The following is an 18297-nucleotide window of genomic DNA, read 5'->3' as shown; positions in this document are numbered from 1 at the left end:
GGTTTTTAGGATTTTCTGGCAGGTAATTTAGTTTAAGGCTGATAATTTACGGTTGTAAAAACGAGGTAATCGTTTGCGTGGCATCAGAGTTTGTAAAAGGTATAAGCAATATCTATGAGTTGTTTCGGTAATAAAAAAGCCGGGCCCCAAAGCATCGTGACCCGGCTTTTATCAGGAGAGTGAAAATGTTACGTGCAGATTTCGTAGCAAGGAATGTACGCTGACCCGGGTAGCTTCATGCGGTGCTGGGCAACAAAGCCCTGCAGCATGTCATCCATGCGGCGCATCATTTCGCGATCGCCATGGATCTTATACGGACCATACTTCTCGATAGCACGGATACCCATCTCTTTCACGTTACCCGCCACGATGCCGGAGAAGGCGCGTCGCAGGTCGGCAGCCAGGACTTCTACCGGCTGGTCCGGGTACAGTTTCAGGTTGGCCATGTTTTCGTGCGAGGGTTCGAACGGGATCTGCAGATCCGGCGCGATGCGGATTGACCAGTTAAAGCTGTAGGCATCTCCGGTGTCGCGACGGTTCTCTTTAACCAGCGGCATCGCTTTTTTCATCTGACGCGCCACTTCTGCCGCATCGTCAATGATGATGCGATAGTGACGACGCGCGGTTTCCCCCAGCGTATGCACGATAAACTCGTCCAGTACGCGGAAGTAGTCAGCGCTCTCTTTCGGCCCGGTCAGGATCAACGGCAGAACCTGATCTTTGTTAGCCGGGTTCATCAGAATACCCAGCAGGTAGAGCAGCTCTTCTGCGGTTCCCACGCCGCCCGGGAAGATGATTATCCCGTGGGCGATACGGACAAACGCCTCAAGGCGCTTCTCGATATCCGGCATAATAATCAGTTCGTTAACCAGCGGGTTAGGTGGCTCAGCGGCGATGATCGACGGCTCGGTCATGCCGATAAAGCGCCCTTCTTTGTAACGCTGCTGAGCGTGTCCCACTGCCGCGCCTTTCATTGGCGCTTCCATCGCCCCGGGACCACAGCCGGTACAGATATTCAGCTCACGCAGGCCGAGTTGGTTTCCCACCCGACGGGCATAGAGATATTCGGTTTCGTTAATTGAGTGACCACCCCAGCAGACGACCATATTAGGGGCTTCGCCCACGTGCAGGGCGCGGGCGTTACGTAAAATGGAGAACACCAGATTGGTGATATGTACCGAGCTTTCCAGGTCGAGATGCTGGAAGCGGCCTGCGTTGTGGATCTGCCCGTTAACAAACAGGATGTCACGCAGCACGGCAAACAGGTTAGCCTGAAGGGAGCGAATGATGCGCCCGTCCACAAAGGCCTCTTCCGGCGGGTTGATCACTTCAAGTTTCACGCCACGCTCGCGGCGCAGCACGTTGATATCAAAGCTTTCGAAGCGGGACAGCAGCTCTTTACTGTTGTCGGTCAGGCTTCCGGAGTTCAGTACGGCAAGTGAACAGTTACGAAACAATTGATAAAGATCGCTGCTGGCCGTGCGTTTAAGCATGTCCACTTCCAGCTGCGACAACATATCCATTGAGCCAAGAGGGCTAATATGTGTAATCAAGTGAGCTCCTTACGGGACGATTATCGTCTTTCCCTGTTGATTACAATAGCCCTGGCTTACGACGTTTCACAACCTAAAGCGCGGAATAGACCGCGCATATTGCGAAAATATTTAGGTTACTGGCGTACAAGACGGCCGGTGGCAGGCACAAAGTCCGTGTTGGTGCGCCATGGATTGATATCCAGACCACCACGGCGGGTGTAGCGCGCATAAACGCTTAACGTTTCGGGATGACAGAAACGCTGAATATCATTAAAGATGCGCTCCACGCACTGCTCGTGGAATTCGTTGTGATGGCGGAACGACACCAGGTAGCGCAGCAGTTTTTCCCGGTCAATCTTCGGACCGCGATACTGGATCTGCACGGAGCCCCAGTCCGGCTGATGGGTGATCAGGCAGTTGGATTTCAATAAATGACTTACCAGCGTCTCTTCAACGATCTTTCCGCTCGCCGCATTTTCGAGGTAATCGGTACTGAATTCGTAATTATCCACTGCGATATCCTGATCGTCGATGCAGGTGCCGTTGAAGTGAGCAACCGGCTGCCCTTCCAGCTCATTCAGACGATAGAGTGACACGCTCACCTTACCCTGTGCGCAGGCGCTTAAATCCCGCTCCAGGGTATGCTGAACCTCTTCCTGACTGTCGAATTTGGTCTGGTTAAAGCTGTTGAGATAGAGCTTAAAGCTTTTGGATTCCACCAGGTTTTGGCTGGCATAATCCAGTTCAACATGGCCCACAGCAACCTGCGGCAGACCGCGGGCGTTGAGCCAGGAAAGCTCGTACAGCGTCCAGATATCACCGCCAACAAACGGCAGCGCGTCAGCGCGCAGGCCCAGAGGATCGCGATTCAGACTGCGCGGTACGCCCTGCAGCAGGTTTGCATCGTAGGTGTCGCGGTAATCGGTCGATTTACCCAGCGTTAAGCCCGTTAACGCCTGATGATTTTCGTAAGACATGTTTCATAGCCACTTTACAGGTACACTTATGGGCTGAGTTTATCCTGTCTTACAAGAAGAGAGAAATCGGTGGACATCGAAACTGCAAATGCCCTCACTGCCTTCACGACCCGCTATTGCGATGCATGGCATGAAACGCACGGCACATGGCCGCAAAGCACTGACTTATATGGTGTACCTTCGCCATGTATTATCTCTTCTCCGGATGATTACGTTATCTGGCAACCGCAACCCCCGACGGGTGAGCAAAATGTAAATGCGGTTGAACGGGCAATGGACATTGTGGTACAACCAGCGGTTCACGCGTTTTATACCACGCAATTTGCAGGGGATATGCCTGCGCGATTTGCTGGTATCACGCTGACGCTGTTGCAGACCTGGAGTGAAGACGATCTGCAGCGTGTTCAGGAAAACCTGATTGGTCATCTGGTCACGCAAAAACGCCTTAAGCTTTCTCCGACGCTCTTTATTGCCACGCTGGACAGTGAACTGGACGTTATCTCAGTCTGCAACCTGTCTGGTGAAGTGGTTAAAGAGACCATCGGTACCCGCAATCGCGAGACTCTCGCCCCCTCACTTGCGGAATTCCTCACCCGACTTGAGCCACTTCTGTAATCCACGATGCTATCGCGCGTGTGAGAGATCTCTTACAGAGTTGTGAGAGATCGCTGGATCATTCAGTATTACCTTATTTAATTAAGATTAACATTACTCTATTTTTCAATATGTTAATGAGGTATCGCCGCGTCCAGGGGGCACTGGACGGCTTACAGCGCTGCCAGCATGGGTTGTAAGACGAAGCAGAATAGCGGATTCTAGTTGTGTCGACAGGACGCCGACACGAGAAACGAACAACAGGATGATGGCGTTTCTCACCAGGAACACGTCAGGATGACGCTGCAGGAAGGCTTCAGGATGAAGCAAAAGGATCGCGCAGGATGCGTAAGGGACACCTCCAGGAAGGGAGAATGAGAGCCGGTCAGGATGGTCGGTGGGTCAGGATGGCCAGGACGTTTCAGGATGAAACAAACACATCAGGACGATGTGAGCAGGATGCACAAGGTGAAGGATGACCAGGCCTTCGGGCTTCAGGAAAAGTTGTCACGGATGAGCAGGGAGCACGAATTGTAGCTGGATTGCTGCGGAACGAACCGGGAGCACTGTTTTTACAGTGCTCCCTTTTTTTATTTCTGTCTCCTGCAATGCTATGCTGCGCGCCGTTCACTTTTTCAGTTGAGGTTACTATGACGCAACACGATAGCGTTCGTGCCCGGTTGCACGCCATCGAGGCATTATTGCGCCAACATCAGCTGTGGCAGGAGACCGCGCCGCAGCCAGAAGCCTTCGCAAGCACTCAGCCGTTCTGTCTGGATACGCTGGCACCGTTCGAATGGCTCCAGTGGGTATTAATTCCGCGTATGCACGCGCTGCTCGACGGTGGCCACCCGCTGCCGCAGGCGTTCGCTGTTGCGCCTTACTATGAAATGGCGCTGGACGCGACCCACCCTGCGCGCGATGTCATGCTGATTGAGCTGGAAAAGCTGGATGCTGTGTTTGCCGGTGAAGATGCATGACGCTTGAGATCCTCTATCAGGATGAGTGGCTGGTCGCGGTAAACAAACCGTCTGGCTGGCTGGTGCACCGAAGCTGGCTGGACCGCGATGAAAAAGTGGTGGTGATGCAAACCGTGCGCGACCAGATTGGTCAGCACGTCTTTACGGCTCATCGTCTCGACAGGCCAACCTCCGGAGTGTTGCTGATGGGGCTTTCCAGCGAAGCGGGCCGCCTGCTGTCGCAGCAGTTTGAACAGCACCAGATCCAGAAACGCTACCACGCGATCGTTCGTGGCTGGCTGACGGAGAGCGCCACGCTCGATTATCCGCTGGTGGAAGAGCTGGACAAAATTGCCGATAAATTTGCCCGCGATGACAAAGGCCCGCAGCCAGCCGTGACGGATTACCGCGGCATGGCGACCACGGAAATGCCGGTGGCAACCAGCAAGTTTCCGACCACCCGCTACAGTCTGGTTGAGCTGTTGCCCAAAACCGGGCGCAAACACCAGCTCCGCCGTCACCTGAAACATCTGCGTCATCCGATTATCGGTGACAGCAAGCACGGCGATTTGCGCCAGAACCGCAGTGCTGCCGAACATTTTGGCTGCGACCGCCTGATGCTGCATGCCAGTGAACTGAGCCTGACGCACCCGTTTACCGGCGAACCGCTGACTCTCCATGCGGGGCTGGACAACGTCTGGATGCAGGCGCTGTCACAGTTTGGCTGGCTGGGGCAACTCCCCGAAAATGAAAGGGTTGAGTTTGTATCGGGCAACGTCCAGGATGAACAGCAAGCGCAATAATCAAGGAAATACATCATGGCTGAAGTGGGCATTTTTGTCGGCACAATGTACGGCAACTCGCTGCTGGTAGCAGAAGAGGCTGAGGCGATACTCGCAGGTCAGGGCCATAAAGCCACGGTCTATGAAGACCCGGAACTGGCAGACTGGGAAAAGTACAAAGATAAATACATTCTGGTGGTTACCTCCACTACCGGGCAGGGCGATCTGCCGGACAGCATCGTGCCGCTTTTCCAGGCAATCAAGGATCAGCTTGGCTATCAGCCAGATGTTCACTACGGCATCATTGCTCTGGGCGACAGTTCTTACGCCAATTTCTGTGGTGGCGGTAAGCAGTTCGATGCGCTTTTGCAGGAACAGAGCGCGCAACGCGTCGGTGAAATGCTGCTGATTGATGCCGGTGAACACCCTGAGCCAGAGAGTGAATCGAACCCGTGGGTTGAACACTGGGCCACGCTGCTTAAATAACCCTCTGGCCGGGCAGCCCTTCGCATACCCGGGCCCCCGCGCCCACGTGGCGCGAGCGCAAACACAAAACGGTAACGTCGGTTACCGTTTTGCTTTTCTCCCGCCTTCCGGCGAATTCCGTGAACTACCTTCCACTGCTTTGGGCTTATGCCCCAAACAACTTCTCATTGACCCCTCAATGTTGTGTTCATGCACGGTGAGGGACAGAGGCACTTCTCCCTATACTTTTCCGGTCAGTCATCAAAAAGGCAGTGCGCACTATAAAACGGCATCAAGCCGTACCAAAACTGCCAAATACTAACCCTCATTCTGGTTACCCTACCGGTGCTGTACAGAATGAACTGGCGAGAGCCTGGATTCAGGAGTGCAACAATGAGTACATTAAGCCACGCGGCGAGCAGCGCTGAGAAGCGCACAAATGCGCGCTACTGGATAGTGGTGATGCTGTTTATCGTCACATCCTTTAACTATGGTGACCGTGCCACGCTGTCGATTGCCGGTTCTGAAATGGCAAAAGACATCGGTCTTGATCCGGTTGGCATGGGCTACGTTTTCTCCGCATTTTCATGGGCCTACGTTATCGGCCAAATTCCTGGCGGCTGGCTGCTTGATCGTTTTGGCTCCAAACGCGTCTATTTCTGGTCCATCTTCATCTGGTCGGCATTTACCCTGTTGCAGGGCTTCGTCGATGTGTTCAACGGATTTGGCATCATCGTTGCGCTCTTCACCCTGCGCTTCCTGGTGGGCTTAGCCGAAGCACCTTCCTTCCCCGGTAACAGCCGTATTGTGGCGGCGTGGTTCCCGGCGCAGGAGAGGGGAACGGCGGTAGCAATTTTTAACTCTGCGCAATACTTTGCGACGGTGATCTTTGCCCCCATTATGGGCTGGCTGACGCATGAAGTGGGCTGGTCACATGTCTTCTTCTTTATGGGTGGGCTTGGGATCATCATTAGCTTCGTCTGGCTGAAAGTGATCCACGAACCGAACCAGCATCCCGGCGTGAATAAAAAAGAGCTGGAATACATTGCTGAAGGCGGGGCGCTGATCAACATGGATCAGAAATCTGCAAAAGCAAAAGTGCCGTTCAGCCAGAAATGGGCGCAGATCAAACAGCTCGTCGGCTCGCGCATGATGATCGGCATCTATCTGGGCCAGTATTGCATTAACGCCTTAACTTACTTCTTCATCACCTGGTTCCCGGTTTACCTGGTGCAGGCGCGCGGGATGTCGATCCTGAAAGCGGGCTTTGTGGCGTCAGTCCCGGCTATCTGCGGTTTTGTAGGGGGTGTGCTGGGGGGCGTGATTTCCGACTGGCTGATGCGTCGTACAGGCTCTTTGAATATCGCGCGTAAAACGCCGATTGTGCTCGGCATGCTGCTCTCCATGACCATGGTGTTCTGTAATTACGTCAGCGCTGAGTGGATGATTATTGGCTTTATGGCGATGGCCTTCTTCGGTAAAGGGATCGGTGCCCTCGGCTGGGCGGTCATGGCGGATACCGCACCGAAAGAGATCAGCGGCCTGAGCGGTGGACTGTTCAATATGTTTGGCAACATCTCCGGGATTGTGACCCCCATTGCCATCGGCTACATCGTGGGAACCACCGGCTCCTTCAACGGCGCGCTGATTTACGTTGGCGTACACGCGCTGGTGGCGGTCCTGAGCTACCTGGTTCTGGTGGGTGATATCAAGCGCGTGGAACTTAAACCTGTAGTGGAGCGCGGCTGATGACGACTCAATCAAGCCCGGTGATTACCGACATGAAGGTCATACCGGTGGCCGGACAGGACAGTATGCTGCTCAACATCGGCGGCGCACATAACGCCTGGTTTACCCGTAATATCGTGGTGCTGACGGATTCCGCGGGCCACACCGGCGTTGGGGAAGCGCCGGGTGGCGAGGTTATCCACCAGACGCTGGTAGACGCCATTCCGCTGGTCGTCGGGAAGGAGGTCGCTCGCCTCAATAACGTGGTGCAGCGGGTGCACAAGGGCAACCAGTCGGCAGACTTTGACACGTTCGGCAAAGGCGCCTGGACGTTCGAACTGCGCGTCAACGCCGTCGCCGCGCTGGAGGCTGCGCTGCTTGATTTACTGGGTAAGGCGCTGAAGGTTCCGGTCTGCGAACTGCTGGGGCCAGGAAAACAGCGCGACGCGGTGACGGTGCTCGGTTATCTGTTTTACGTTGGCGATCGCAATAAAGCCGACCTGCCTTATCTGGCGCATTCCCCTGGCGACCACGAGTGGTATCACCTGCGTCACCAGGAGGCACTTTCCGGTGAGGCGGTGGTTCGGCTGGCGGAAGCCGCGCAGGATCGCTACGGATTTAAAGATTTCAAGCTGAAAGGCGGCGTATTGCCCGGCGAGCAGGAGATTGAAACTGCCCGCGCGCTCAAAAAACGCTTCCCGGATGCGCGCATCACGGTGGATCCGAACGGTGCATGGCTGCTGGATGAGGCTATTGCCTTATGCAAAGGGCTGGACGACGTGTTGACCTACGCGGAGGATCCGTGCGGGGCCGAGCAGGGCTTCTCCGGTCGTGAAGTGATGGCGGAATTCAGGCGTGCCACCGGTCTACCGGTGGCCACCAATATGATCGCCACCAACTGGCGTGAAATGGGCCACGCGGTGATGCTGAACGCGGTCGATATTCCGCTGGCGGACCCGCATTTCTGGACACTCTCAGGTGCCGTTCGCGTCGCACAGCTCTGCGACGACTGGGGACTGACCTGGGGTTGTCACTCCAACAACCATTTCGACATTTCGCTGGCGATGTTTACGCACGTTGGCGCGGCGGCTCCGGGCAACCCGACCGCCATTGATACCCACTGGATTTGGCAGGAGGGAGAAGCCCGCCTGACGAAAGAACCGCTGGTAATCAAAAATGGCAAGATTGCCGTACCAGATGCACCGGGGCTGGGCGTTGAGCTTGACTGGGATCAGGTTCATCACGCGCATGAGGCGTATAAAAAACTGCCAGGCGGCGCGCGTAACGACGCGGGGCCGATGCAGTACCTGATCCCCGGCTGGACATTTGATCGTAAGCGCCCTGTTTTTGGACGTCACTGATAAAAGGATTGAACGATGAGTACTTTTACTACCCCTGTAGTCACTTCCATGCAGATCATTCCGGTCGCCGGCCATGACAGCATGTTGATGAACCTGAGCGGAGCGCATGCGCCGTTTTTCACCCGCAATATTGTCATTATCAACGATAACTCCGGGCATACCGGCGTGGGTGAAATCCCCGGTGGTGAGAAGATCCGCAAAACGCTGGAAGAGGCCGCTCCGCTGGTGGTGGGAAAAACGCTGGGCGAATATAAAAATATCCTCAATACCGTGAGAAGCACCTTCGCTGACCGTGATGCCGGCGGTCGTGGTCTGCAAACCTTCGACCTGCGAACCACCATTCACGTGGTCACCGGTATCGAAGCCGCGATGCTGGATCTGCTGGGCCAACACCTGGGCGTTAACGTTGCGTCGCTGCTGGGCGAAGGCCAGCAGCGCAGTGAAGTGGAAATGCTGGGCTATCTGTTCTTCGTTGGCGACCGCACGCTGACGCCGCTGCCGTACCAGAACCAGGCGGATGAAAAATGTGACTGGTACCGACTCCGCCACGAAGACGCGATGACCCCGGATGCGGTGGTGCGCCTGGCGGAAGCCGCGTACGAAAAATATGGCTTTAACGATTTCAAACTGAAGGGCGGCGTGCTTACGGGTGAACAGGAGGCGGAAGCCATTACCGCACTGGCAAAACGTTTCCCGCAGGCACGCGTCACGCTCGACCCGAACGGTGCCTGGTCTCTGGATGAAGCTATCCGCATTGGTAAACAACTGAAAGGCGTGCTGGCGTACGCGGAAGATCCGTGCGGGGCTGAGCAGGGCTTCTCGGGCCGTGAAGTGATGGCGGAATTCCGTCGCGCCACCGGTTTACCCACCGCGACCAATATGATTGCCACCGACTGGCGTCAGATGGGGCACACCCTGTCGTTACAGTCTGTCGATATTCCGCTGGCAGACCCCCACTTCTGGACGATGCAGGGGTCGGTGCGTGTGGCACAGATGTGTCATGAATTTGGCCTGACCTGGGGCTCGCACTCCAATAACCACTTTGATGTCTCGCTGGCGATGTTCACCCACGTGGCCGCTGCTGCACCGGGCACGATCACCGCTATCGATACTCACTGGATCTGGCAGGAAGGTAATCAGCGTCTGACCAGAGAGCCGTTTGAGATCAAAGGAGGCATGGTGCAGGTGCCAACCACGCCGGGTCTGGGCATTGAGCTGGATATGGATCAGGTGATGAAAGCCCACGAGCTGTATCAAAAACATGGTCTGGGGGCACGCGACGATGCGATGGCCATGCAATATTTGATACCTGACTGGAAATTCGACAATAAACGTCCGTGCATGGTACGATAAACGCATTGGGACCGCTCCCATGAGCGGTCGTTTACGTGGTGTATGCTTAACGTAATGACTATGCGTAAGGATGGCTTATGAAGATTGTTATCGCACCGGATTCGTATAAGGAAAGCCTGAGCGCCCTTGAGGTAGCCACCGCGATTGAGCAGGGTTTTCGCGAGATTTTCCCCGCGGCTGACTTTGTGAAATTGCCGGTCGCCGATGGTGGAGAAGGTACCGTAGAAGCTATGGTGGCGGCGACGCAGGGGCGCATTGTCCATGCCTCTGTCTCAGGCCCGCTGGGTGAGCCTGTGGACGGGTTCTATGGCATCTCCGGTGACGAACAGAGCGCGTTTATTGAAATGGCGGCGGCAAGCGGTCTGGAGCTGGTCGCGCCTTCGCAACGCAATCCCCTTCTTACCACCTCCTGGGGGACCGGCGAGCTTATCCGGCACGCGCTGGATGCGGGCGTTAAGCATATTATTATTGGTATTGGCGGCAGTGCCACCAATGACGGCGGTGCCGGCATGGTGCAGGCGCTGGGGGTAAAGCTGCTGGATACCAACGAGCAGCCCCTTGGACAGGGGGGCGGCGAACTGGCAAAACTGGCCCGTATCGACCTGAGCGGGTTGGATAACCGTCTGGCGGAGTGCCGGATTGAAGTCGCCTGTGACGTCACTAATCCGCTCACCGGAGACGAAGGGGCATCCGCGGTCTTTGGCCCGCAAAAAGGCGCCACGCCGGAGATGATTGTGACCCTGGACAACGCCCTGGCGCATTACGCGCAGGTCATTGCCCGGGATCTGGATATCGACGTCATCAACCTTGCCGGCGGCGGTGCGGCGGGTGGGATGGGGGCGGCACTCTACGCTTTCTGCGGTGCGCAGCTTCGTCAGGGGATTGAGATTGTCACCGATGCGCTGCATCTGGCAGAACAGGTGGCTAACGCCGATCTGGTGATTACGGGAGAAGGGCGCATCGACAGTCAGACGATCCACGGCAAAGTGCCGGTGGGCGTCGCGAAGGTGGCTAAACGCTTTAATAAACCGGTCATCGGTATTGCGGGTAGCCTGACGGCGGATGTCGGGGTGGTACATAATCACGGCATCGACGCGGTATTCAGCGTGATTTATACCATCTGTTCGCTGGAGGACGCGCTGGAAAATGCCAGCGACAATGTGCGGATGGCCGCACGCAATATCGCTGCAGTGCTGAAAGTGGGGCAGGCGTTCAGGCTCTGAACGGCGGGCAATCCTGTTTGCCCTCTCCCGGCGGGAGAGGGCAACGCTAGTTACCTAACACCTTCATGGCTTCCCGCGTCACATTATCCATCTCGTCCAGCAGCTCCAGAAATTCCGGTTCAAGCTCTGTTTCCGGCGTGCCCGCGCGAAGCTGTTGCTCCAGCAACTGGCAGAGATTCTTCAGCCGCGGCACACCGCTGTAGCCGCAGCTACCGTGCAGCTTATGAATGGCTTCCAGCAGATCTTCCGGGTTTTCACCCACCAGCTGCTCTTCGACCTTATTACGAATTTCCGGCAGAAACGCGACCAGCATTTGCAGCATATCGCGGGCCAAATCAGGCTTACCCGCCGCCTGGCGCAGCGCAAGCTGCCAGTCAAAAGTGGCGTTTTGATTGACGCTGATTTCCACCAGTTCGGACGATACCGTGTACGTTCCGCCGATATGCCCCGGCTTATAGCGTAACAGCAGGCTATGCAGCTTCTCTTCGTCGATAGGTTTGGCCAGATAATCATTCATTCCGGCGCTTAGCAGCTTCTCTTTCTGACCGGCCATCGCGTGAGCGGTGACCGCAATCACCGGCGTTTGCTGCTGATGCGGGAGCTGACGGATCAGCTCGCAGGCACGAATACCATCCATGCCGGGCATCTGAATATCCATCAGAATTAAATCGAACTGCATCTGTTTCGCATGCTCAACCGCCTGCGCACCGCTGGTACACAGCTCTACGTGCTGAACCTGATCTTCAAGCAACACGCCAATCAGCTTCAGGTTGGCCGGATTATCATCCACCGCCATTACGCTCATCGGCAATTTTTGCTCATCGTCAATCAGCGGCAGAGCGTGCTGGCTCAGACGACAGTATTCCGTCAGTGCTGGCAGCAGGCGGGTCGCGGTAAGTGGCTTAAGCAGGCAGGCGGCGGCCCCGTCATTTTTTAACTCTTCCGCATTGATCTGGGCATGACACGGCAGGGCCAGCAGCAGGTAGTCGGTCATCGATGCGGCTTTCGCCAGCCGTTCCTGTTGCATGGTGAGCTCGCCGGTAAAGGTGACCGGGCCCCCCAACAGCAGGATGTCGTAATGCTCCACGGCAAGCGCTGAGAAGGTAGGACTGTAGATCACCTCCAGCGGCGTGGTGCTTAAGATATCAAGCGTACACTGCGCCGCTGCGGCGTTCGGCTCAACGTAGGCAAGGCGCATTCCTTTCAGGCAATTGGTTACCGGACCGTCGGTCAGCACGTTCGGGTTAAGGTCCAGATTGATATGGAACCAGAACGTGGAGCCCCGGTTTGGCTGGCTGTGGAAAGAGATATCTCCCCCCATCTCCTTAACCAGTTTCTGTGTGATAACCAGACCCAGCCCCGTGCCGCCATGGCGTCTGGAAATACTCGCATCGGCCTGACGAAACGCCTGGAACAGACGGGACTGATCCCGCTCCGGAATACCGATGCCGGTATCGCGGATCTGAACTTCAATCTGAACCTTGTTATTACTGATGGAGCGCTTTTCCACCAGAATATCAATGTTGCCGCTTTCGGTGAATTTGATGGCGTTACCGACAAGGTTTGTAATCACCTGCTGCAGGCGCAGCGGGTCTCCAATGACGTTATCCGGCACGTCATTTTTAATGTTGAGCGTCAGCTCCAGGCCTTTATCGTGCGACGAGTGTGCGAGCAGCGTCACCACTTCATCGAGCGTGCTGCGCAGCGGGAACGGGATGCTCTCCAGGATCAGCTTGCCGGCTTCCAGCTTGGAGAAGTCCAGCACGTCGTTGATGATCGCCAGCAGGTTGTTGGCCGAGCGCTCAATGGTGTGCAGATGATCGCGCTGGGTTGGGTTCAGCTCGCTTTTTAGCGTCAGACGGGTAAAGCCAATCACGCCATTGAGCGGCGTACGCAGCTCGTGGGACATATTCGCGAGGAACTCGGATTTGATACGTGCGGCTTCCTGCGCGCGTTTTTTCGCCAGATCCAGCTCAACGTTCTGAATCTCCATCTGCTCCAGGGTTTCGCGCAGGTCAGAGGTCGCCTGGTCGACGTTGTGCTGCATCTCTTCGTGATACGCTGCCAGCGACATCGCCATCGAGTTAATGCCGTTTTTGAGCATATCGAGCTCGCCCAGCATAAACCCTTCCACCCGGCTGTCGAGCTGGCCCCGGCGAATGCGGTCGACGGTGTTAACCATGTTGCGAATGGGCCCCGTCACGTCACGCATCAGGCGCCAGCCGAAGATAAGTGCAATCCCGATACAGAACAGCATCATAACGCCGGAGATGAAAATTTCTTTGTACTGCTGCAGACGCACCGACTTGAGATCCAGCTCCAGCGCCACATATCCGAGCATATTGTCGCTGGATTTGGCGTCAGATTGGGCGGATTCATCGGGTGAATAGCTTTCCGAAATAATCGGGGTGCGCAGGATCATGATATCGCCGCGTCGCAGCACGGTGAGGTGGCGCGGGAAGGGCGTACCGTCAGGAATTTTCAGGGCCGCTGGATCCAGATGAAAATTCGAGGTGACAAAGAGGCGGTTATGCTCGTCGTAAACGGAGATGGCACGCACGATATCCGAATGACGGCGGTGCAGCACGCTGATTAACTGACCTATCGATTCGCGGTTTTGCAGGTTCATCCCATACTCACTGGAGACGGCCAGCGGTTCGATAATGCTGGCACCGGCATCTTCCAGTTGCCGCTGCAAATCGTTATAGCGGTGCACCACAAAAAAGATACTCAGCAGCAAACCGATGAGAACGGTGGGGGCGAGGATCAAAATCATCATGCGCGCGCGCAGGCTGTAGTTGGTCATGGCGTTCCGTTATGGGACAATTAGGATAATTATGTTTATGTGAGAAAAATCTCGGCGATGGCGCAATTCTACTCTGCAAAGCGACGCGTGACGACGCGTCAGATCATAACTGTTGAAGCCACTGACCTCGATCCCTTTGGCCAGGGGGTTGCGCGTCATAATGGTAAGACACTGTTTATAACAGGTTTACTGCCAACAGAACGAGCAGAAATTACGCTGACGGAAGATAAACGCCAGTTTGCACGCGGGCAGGTTAAGCAGCGTCATAACGATAGCCCGGACCGCGTGAAGCCTCGCTGCCCGCATTTTGGCGTCTGCGGTGGCTGCCAGCAACAGCATGTCAGCACAGAATTACAGCAAAAAAGTAAAAGCAGCGCCCTGGCCCGCCTGCTTAAGCGCGACGTCAACGAGATCATCGCCGACCAGCCCTGGGGCTATCGTCGTCGCGCGCGATTGAGCCTGAACTATCAGCCAAAAACTGAGCGGCTGGAGATGGGGTTTCGCAAAGCCAGCTCCAGCGATATCGTCAATATCAGGCAGTGCCCCATTTTGGTGCCCCGTCTTGAGGCATTGCTTCCTGACGTGCATGCCTGCCTCTGCGGACTGGACGGCGTTCGCCACCTCGGGCACGTCGAACTGGTCATGGCCAACAATGGCCCGCTGATGGTGCTGCGCCACACCGCGCCGCTGTCGACAAAAGATCGGGAAAAACTGGAACGCTTTTCGCATTCCCACGAGCTGGCGCTTTTCCTTGCCCCCCAAAGCGAGATACTTGAGCAACTGACAGGTGAAGCGCCCTGGTATGCGTCAAACGGGCTACGCTTAACGTTCAGTCCGCGCGATTTCATTCAGGTAAATGATGGCGTCAATCAGCAAATGATTGAGAAAGCGCTGATGTGGCTCGATGTGCAGAAGAGCGATCGGGTACTTGACCTGTTCTGCGGAATGGGCAATTTCACGCTGCCTTTGGCCCGCCAGGCGGCAAGCGTTGTGGGTGTCGAAGGCGTTGAGGCGCTGGTGGCTAAAGGGCAGGAGAACGCACGACAGAACGGCTTGCAAAATGTGACATTCTTTCACCAAAATCTTGAGGAAGATGTGACGCAGCAGCCGTGGGCGATGCAGGGGTTTGACAAAATTCTTCTCGACCCGGCGCGCGCAGGTGCACCGGGTGTAATGCAACATATAATTAAACTCGCGCCCAGGCGCGTGGTCTATGTTTCCTGTAACCCGGCAACGCTTGCCCGAGACAGTGAGGCATTAATCCGGGCGGGTTACCAGATTCAGCGTCTGGCAATGCTGGACATGTTCCCGCACACTGGGCATCTGGAATCGATGGTGTTGTTTGAGCACATCTAATTAGTTTGGCTTGTCGACTTCGACAGGCCCTGGTCCCTAAAGGAGAGGACAATGGTTGCGGTAAGAAGTGCACATCTTAATAAAGCTGGGGAGTTTGACCCACAAAAATGGATAGCAAGTCTGGGGATTTCCAGCCAGCAGTCGTGTGAACGCTTAACCGAAACCTGGGCCTACTGTCAGCGCACCACTCTGGGGCATCCTGACGCCGAACTGTTATTGTGGCGCGGCGTGGAGATGGTTGAAATCTTATCCATGCTGAACATGGATATCGAAACGCTGCAGGCCGCGCTTTTGTTCCCTCTTGCCGATGCGGATGTCGTCACTGAAGACGTGCTGCGCGACAGCGTCGGGCAATCCGTCGTGGCATTGATCCACGGCGTACGGGATATGGCGGCAATCCGCCAGCTCAAAGCCGCACATACCGATTCCGTCTCCTCGGAGCAAGTTGATAACGTTCGCCGGATGCTGCTGGCCATGGTGGACGATTTCCGCTGCGTGGTCATCAAGCTCGCTGAACGCATTGCCCACCTGCGCGAAGTAAAAGATGCGCCGGAAGACGAGCGCGTACTGGCCGCGAAAGAGTGTACGAACATCTATGCACCGCTGGCGAACCGCTTAGGGATTGGTCAACTGAAATGGGAGCTGGAGGATTACTGCTTCCGTTACCTGCACCCGGCAGAATATAAGCGGATTGCAAAACTCCTGCACGAGCGCCGCATTGACCGCGAGCACTATATTGAGGAGTTCGTCAGCGGATTGCGCCAGTCGATGAAAGAAGAGAATGTGCGGGCCGAAGTCTATGGTCGACCCAAGCACATCTACAGCATCTGGCGCAAAATGCAGAAGAAACATCTTGCCTTTGATGAGCTGTTTGACGTGCGCGCCGTGCGCATCGTTGCAGAGCGTCTGCAGGATTGCTACGCCGCGTTAGGGATAGTACATACTCACTTCCGCCATCTGCCAGATGAATTCGATGACTATGTCGCGAACCCGAAACCTAACGGCTATCAGTCTATTCATACCGTGGTGCTGGGGCCTGGCGGCAAAACGGTCGAGATTCAAATTCGTACCAAACAGATGCACGAGGACGCTGAGCTTGGCGTCGCGGCGCACTGGAAATACAAAGAGGGGACGTCAGGTGGCGTGCGCTCTGGTCATGAAGACCGCATTGCCTGGCTGCGTAAGCTGATTGCGTGGCAGGAAGAGATGGCGGATTCCGGCGAAATGCTGGATGAAGTGCGAAGCCAGGTCTTTGACGACCGGGTCTACGTCTTTACGCCGAAAGGTGACGTGGTCGACCTGCCAGCAGGCTCCACGCCGCTGGACTTTGCCTATCACATCCACAGTGATGTGGGGCACCGCTGCATCGGGGCGAAAATTGGCGGGCGTATCGTACCGTTTACCTATCAGCTGCAGATGGGCGACCAGATTGAAATCATCACGCAGAAGCAGCCTAACCCGAGCCGTGACTGGCTTAACCCGAACCTGGGTTATGTCACCACCAGCCGCGGGCGCTCAAAAATTCACGCCTGGTTCCGTAAGCAGGATCGTGACAAGAACATTCTGGCCGGTCGCCAGATCCTCGACGACGAGCTGGAACATATCGGCATAAGCCTGAAAGAGGCCGAGAAATTCCTGCTGCCGCGCTACAACTTCAACGAGCTGGATGAACTGCTGGCGGCGATTGGCGGCGGTGATATCCGTCTTAATCAGATGGTGAACTTCCTGCAGGCGCAGTTCAACAAGCCAAGCGCGGCGGAGCAGGATGCGGCGGCGCTGAAGCAGCTGCAGCAGAAAACCTATGCGCCACAACAGCGCAGCAAAGACAATGGCCGCGTTGTGGTGGAAGGGGTGGGTAATCTGATGCACCACATTGCCCGCTGCTGCCAGCCAATCCCGGGTGATGATATCGTTGGCTTTATCACTCAGGGACGCGGGATTTCCATTCACCGTTCAGACTGCGACCAGCTTGCCGAGCTGCAGTCGCATGCACCGGAACGTATTGTGGAAGCGGTCTGGGGCGAGAGCTACTCGGCGGGGTACTCGCTGGTGGTTCGCGTCACCGCAAACGACCGTAGCGGCCTGCTGCGTGATATTACGACCATTCTCGCGAACGAGAAGGTCAACGTGCTGGGCGTGGCCAGCCGCAGCGATACGCGCGAGCAGCTTGCCACCATCGATATGACCATCGAAATATACAACCTGCAGGTGCTGGGCCGCGTGCTTGGCAAACTGAACCAGGTCCCGGATGTGATTGACGCACGTCGTCTGCACGGCGGGTAAGCCCACCTTTCTGTAAGCCGGGTAAGGCGTAGCCTTTACCCGGCATTTATTTTTAATCAGGACAGAATTATGACCCAAATTGACCGCCTGCTTGGCATCATGAAACGCCTGCGCGATCCGGAAAACGGCTGCCCGTGGGACAAAGAGCAGACTTTCGCCACCATCGCCCCGTACACCCTCGAAGAGACCTATGAAGTGCTGGACGCCATTTCACGCGAGGATTTTGACGACCTGCGTGGCGAACTGGGTGACCTGCTGTTCCAGGTGGTGTTCTATGCGCAAATGGCGCAGGAAGAGGAGCGTTTTAACTTCGACGACATCTGCGCTGCCATCAGCGACAAACTGGAACGCCGTCATCCGCATATCTTTAGCGATGCCACCGCAGGCGATAGCGCGGAAGTGCTGGCGCGCTGGGAACAGATTAAAAGCGCCGAGCGCGCGGAGAAATCCCAGCACTCGGCACTGGATGACATTCCCCTGAACCTGCCTGCGCTGATGCGGGCGCATAAAATTCAGAAACGCTGCTCCGCGGTTGGCTTTGACTGGACGTCTCTCGGTCCGGTGCTGGAAAAAGTGCATGAAGAGATCGACGAAGTGATGCACGAAGCGCAACAGGCCGTGGTAGATGAAGCAAAGCTTGAAGAAGAGATGGGCGATTTGCTGTTCGCGACCGTCAACCTTTCTCGCCATCTGGGTGTAAAAGCGGAAACCGCCCTGCAAAAAGCCAACATTAAGTTCGAACGACGCTTTCGCGAAGTTGAGCGGATTGTGGCCTCGCGCGGCCTGGAAATGAGCGGAATTGACCTCGATGCGATGGAAGAAGTCTGGCAAGAAGTAAAACGCCAGGAAACTGATCTCTAACGAAATTTTGCGAT

Annotated in this window: 14 protein-coding genes; 11 read left to right on the top strand and 3 right to left on the bottom strand. The window is 55.8% G+C overall.

Annotated features, from left to right (window positions below):
* Window positions 1–188: 188 nt before the first annotated feature.
* Both ppnN and queF read right to left on the bottom strand, forming a co-directional pair.
* Window positions 189–1553 (bottom strand): nucleotide 5'-monophosphate nucleosidase PpnN, encoded by a 1365-nt coding sequence (ppnN, locus tag F8561_RS03450; RefSeq protein ID WP_014171428.1) that lies wholly within the window; start codon window positions 1551–1553, stop codon window positions 189–191.
* A 116-nt stretch (window positions 1554–1669) separates the two neighbouring features.
* Complete coding sequence (gene queF, locus F8561_RS03445; RefSeq protein WP_113657007.1) at window positions 1670–2512, bottom strand: NADPH-dependent 7-cyano-7-deazaguanine reductase QueF; 843 nt, start codon at window positions 2510–2512, stop codon at window positions 1670–1672.
* Window positions 2513–2581: 69 nt separating this feature from the next.
* Between queF and syd the strand changes: the two genes are divergently transcribed.
* The 8 genes from syd (at window position 2582) to F8561_RS03405 (ending at window position 10977) form a co-directional block, all read left to right on the top strand.
* Window positions 2582–3127 carry a SecY-interacting protein gene (gene syd, locus F8561_RS03440; protein ID WP_032678878.1) on the top strand — a complete coding sequence of 182 codons (546 nt, stop codon included), beginning with the start codon at window positions 2582–2584 and terminating at the stop codon, window positions 3125–3127.
* Window positions 3128–3756: 629 nt separating this feature from the next.
* Window positions 3757–4086 (top strand): YqcC family protein, encoded by a 330-nt coding sequence (locus tag F8561_RS03435; protein ID WP_032678877.1) that lies wholly within the window; start codon window positions 3757–3759, stop codon window positions 4084–4086.
* Window positions 4083–4868: a tRNA pseudouridine(65) synthase TruC gene (truC, locus tag F8561_RS03430; protein ID WP_014171422.1), complete on the top strand. Its 786-nt coding sequence runs from the start codon at window positions 4083–4085 to the stop codon at window positions 4866–4868. Before F8561_RS03435 ends, truC begins: the two co-directional genes overlap by 4 nt.
* Window positions 4869–4883: 15 nt before the next feature.
* Window positions 4884–5333, top strand: a complete 450-nt coding sequence (locus F8561_RS03425; RefSeq protein WP_014171421.1) for a flavodoxin — start codon at window positions 4884–4886, stop codon at window positions 5331–5333.
* Between the two features lie 372 nt (window positions 5334–5705).
* Window positions 5706–7061, top strand: coding sequence for an MFS transporter (locus F8561_RS03420; protein ID WP_020883799.1), 1356 nt, complete (start codon window positions 5706–5708; stop codon window positions 7059–7061).
* A complete protein-coding gene (locus F8561_RS03415) occupies window positions 7061–8401 on the top strand; it encodes an enolase C-terminal domain-like protein (RefSeq protein ID WP_151887152.1) in 1341 nt (446 codons plus the stop codon). Before F8561_RS03420 ends, F8561_RS03415 begins: the two co-directional genes overlap by 1 nt.
* 15 nt (window positions 8402–8416) lie before the next feature.
* Complete coding sequence (gene gudD, locus F8561_RS03410) at window positions 8417–9754, top strand: glucarate dehydratase (RefSeq protein WP_151887151.1); 1338 nt, start codon at window positions 8417–8419, stop codon at window positions 9752–9754.
* A 77-nt stretch (window positions 9755–9831) separates the two neighbouring features.
* Window positions 9832–10977 carry a glycerate kinase gene (locus F8561_RS03405; RefSeq protein ID WP_025203356.1) on the top strand — a complete coding sequence of 382 codons (1146 nt, stop codon included), beginning with the start codon at window positions 9832–9834 and terminating at the stop codon, window positions 10975–10977.
* A 46-nt stretch (window positions 10978–11023) separates the two neighbouring features.
* Here F8561_RS03405 and barA read toward each other — a convergent pair whose 3' ends face one another.
* Window positions 11024–13783, bottom strand: a complete 2760-nt coding sequence (gene barA / locus F8561_RS03400; protein ID WP_151887150.1) for a two-component sensor histidine kinase BarA — start codon at window positions 13781–13783, stop codon at window positions 11024–11026.
* Between the two features lie 57 nt (window positions 13784–13840).
* On the opposite strand from barA, the gene rlmD reads away from it, so the two are divergent.
* The 3 genes from rlmD to mazG all read left to right on the top strand — a co-directional run bounded on the left by rlmD (window position 13841) and on the right by mazG (window position 18283).
* Complete coding sequence (gene rlmD / locus F8561_RS03395) at window positions 13841–15139, top strand: 23S rRNA (uracil(1939)-C(5))-methyltransferase RlmD (protein WP_106503452.1); 1299 nt, start codon at window positions 13841–13843, stop codon at window positions 15137–15139.
* A 51-nt stretch (window positions 15140–15190) separates the two neighbouring features.
* Complete coding sequence (gene relA, locus F8561_RS03390; protein ID WP_151887149.1) at window positions 15191–17422, top strand: GTP diphosphokinase; 2232 nt, start codon at window positions 15191–15193, stop codon at window positions 17420–17422.
* A 69-nt stretch (window positions 17423–17491) separates the two neighbouring features.
* Entirely contained in the window at window positions 17492–18283 is a 792-nt protein-coding gene (gene mazG, locus F8561_RS03385) for a nucleoside triphosphate pyrophosphohydrolase (RefSeq protein WP_079231720.1), read from the top strand.
* Window positions 18284–18297 lie beyond the last annotated feature (14 nt).

Source organism: Enterobacter sp. 198 (genome assembly GCF_009025585.1).
Taxonomy (GTDB): domain Bacteria; phylum Pseudomonadota; class Gammaproteobacteria; order Enterobacterales; family Enterobacteriaceae; genus Enterobacter; species Enterobacter ludwigii.
This window is presented reverse-complemented; position numbering and strand designations above follow the sequence as displayed.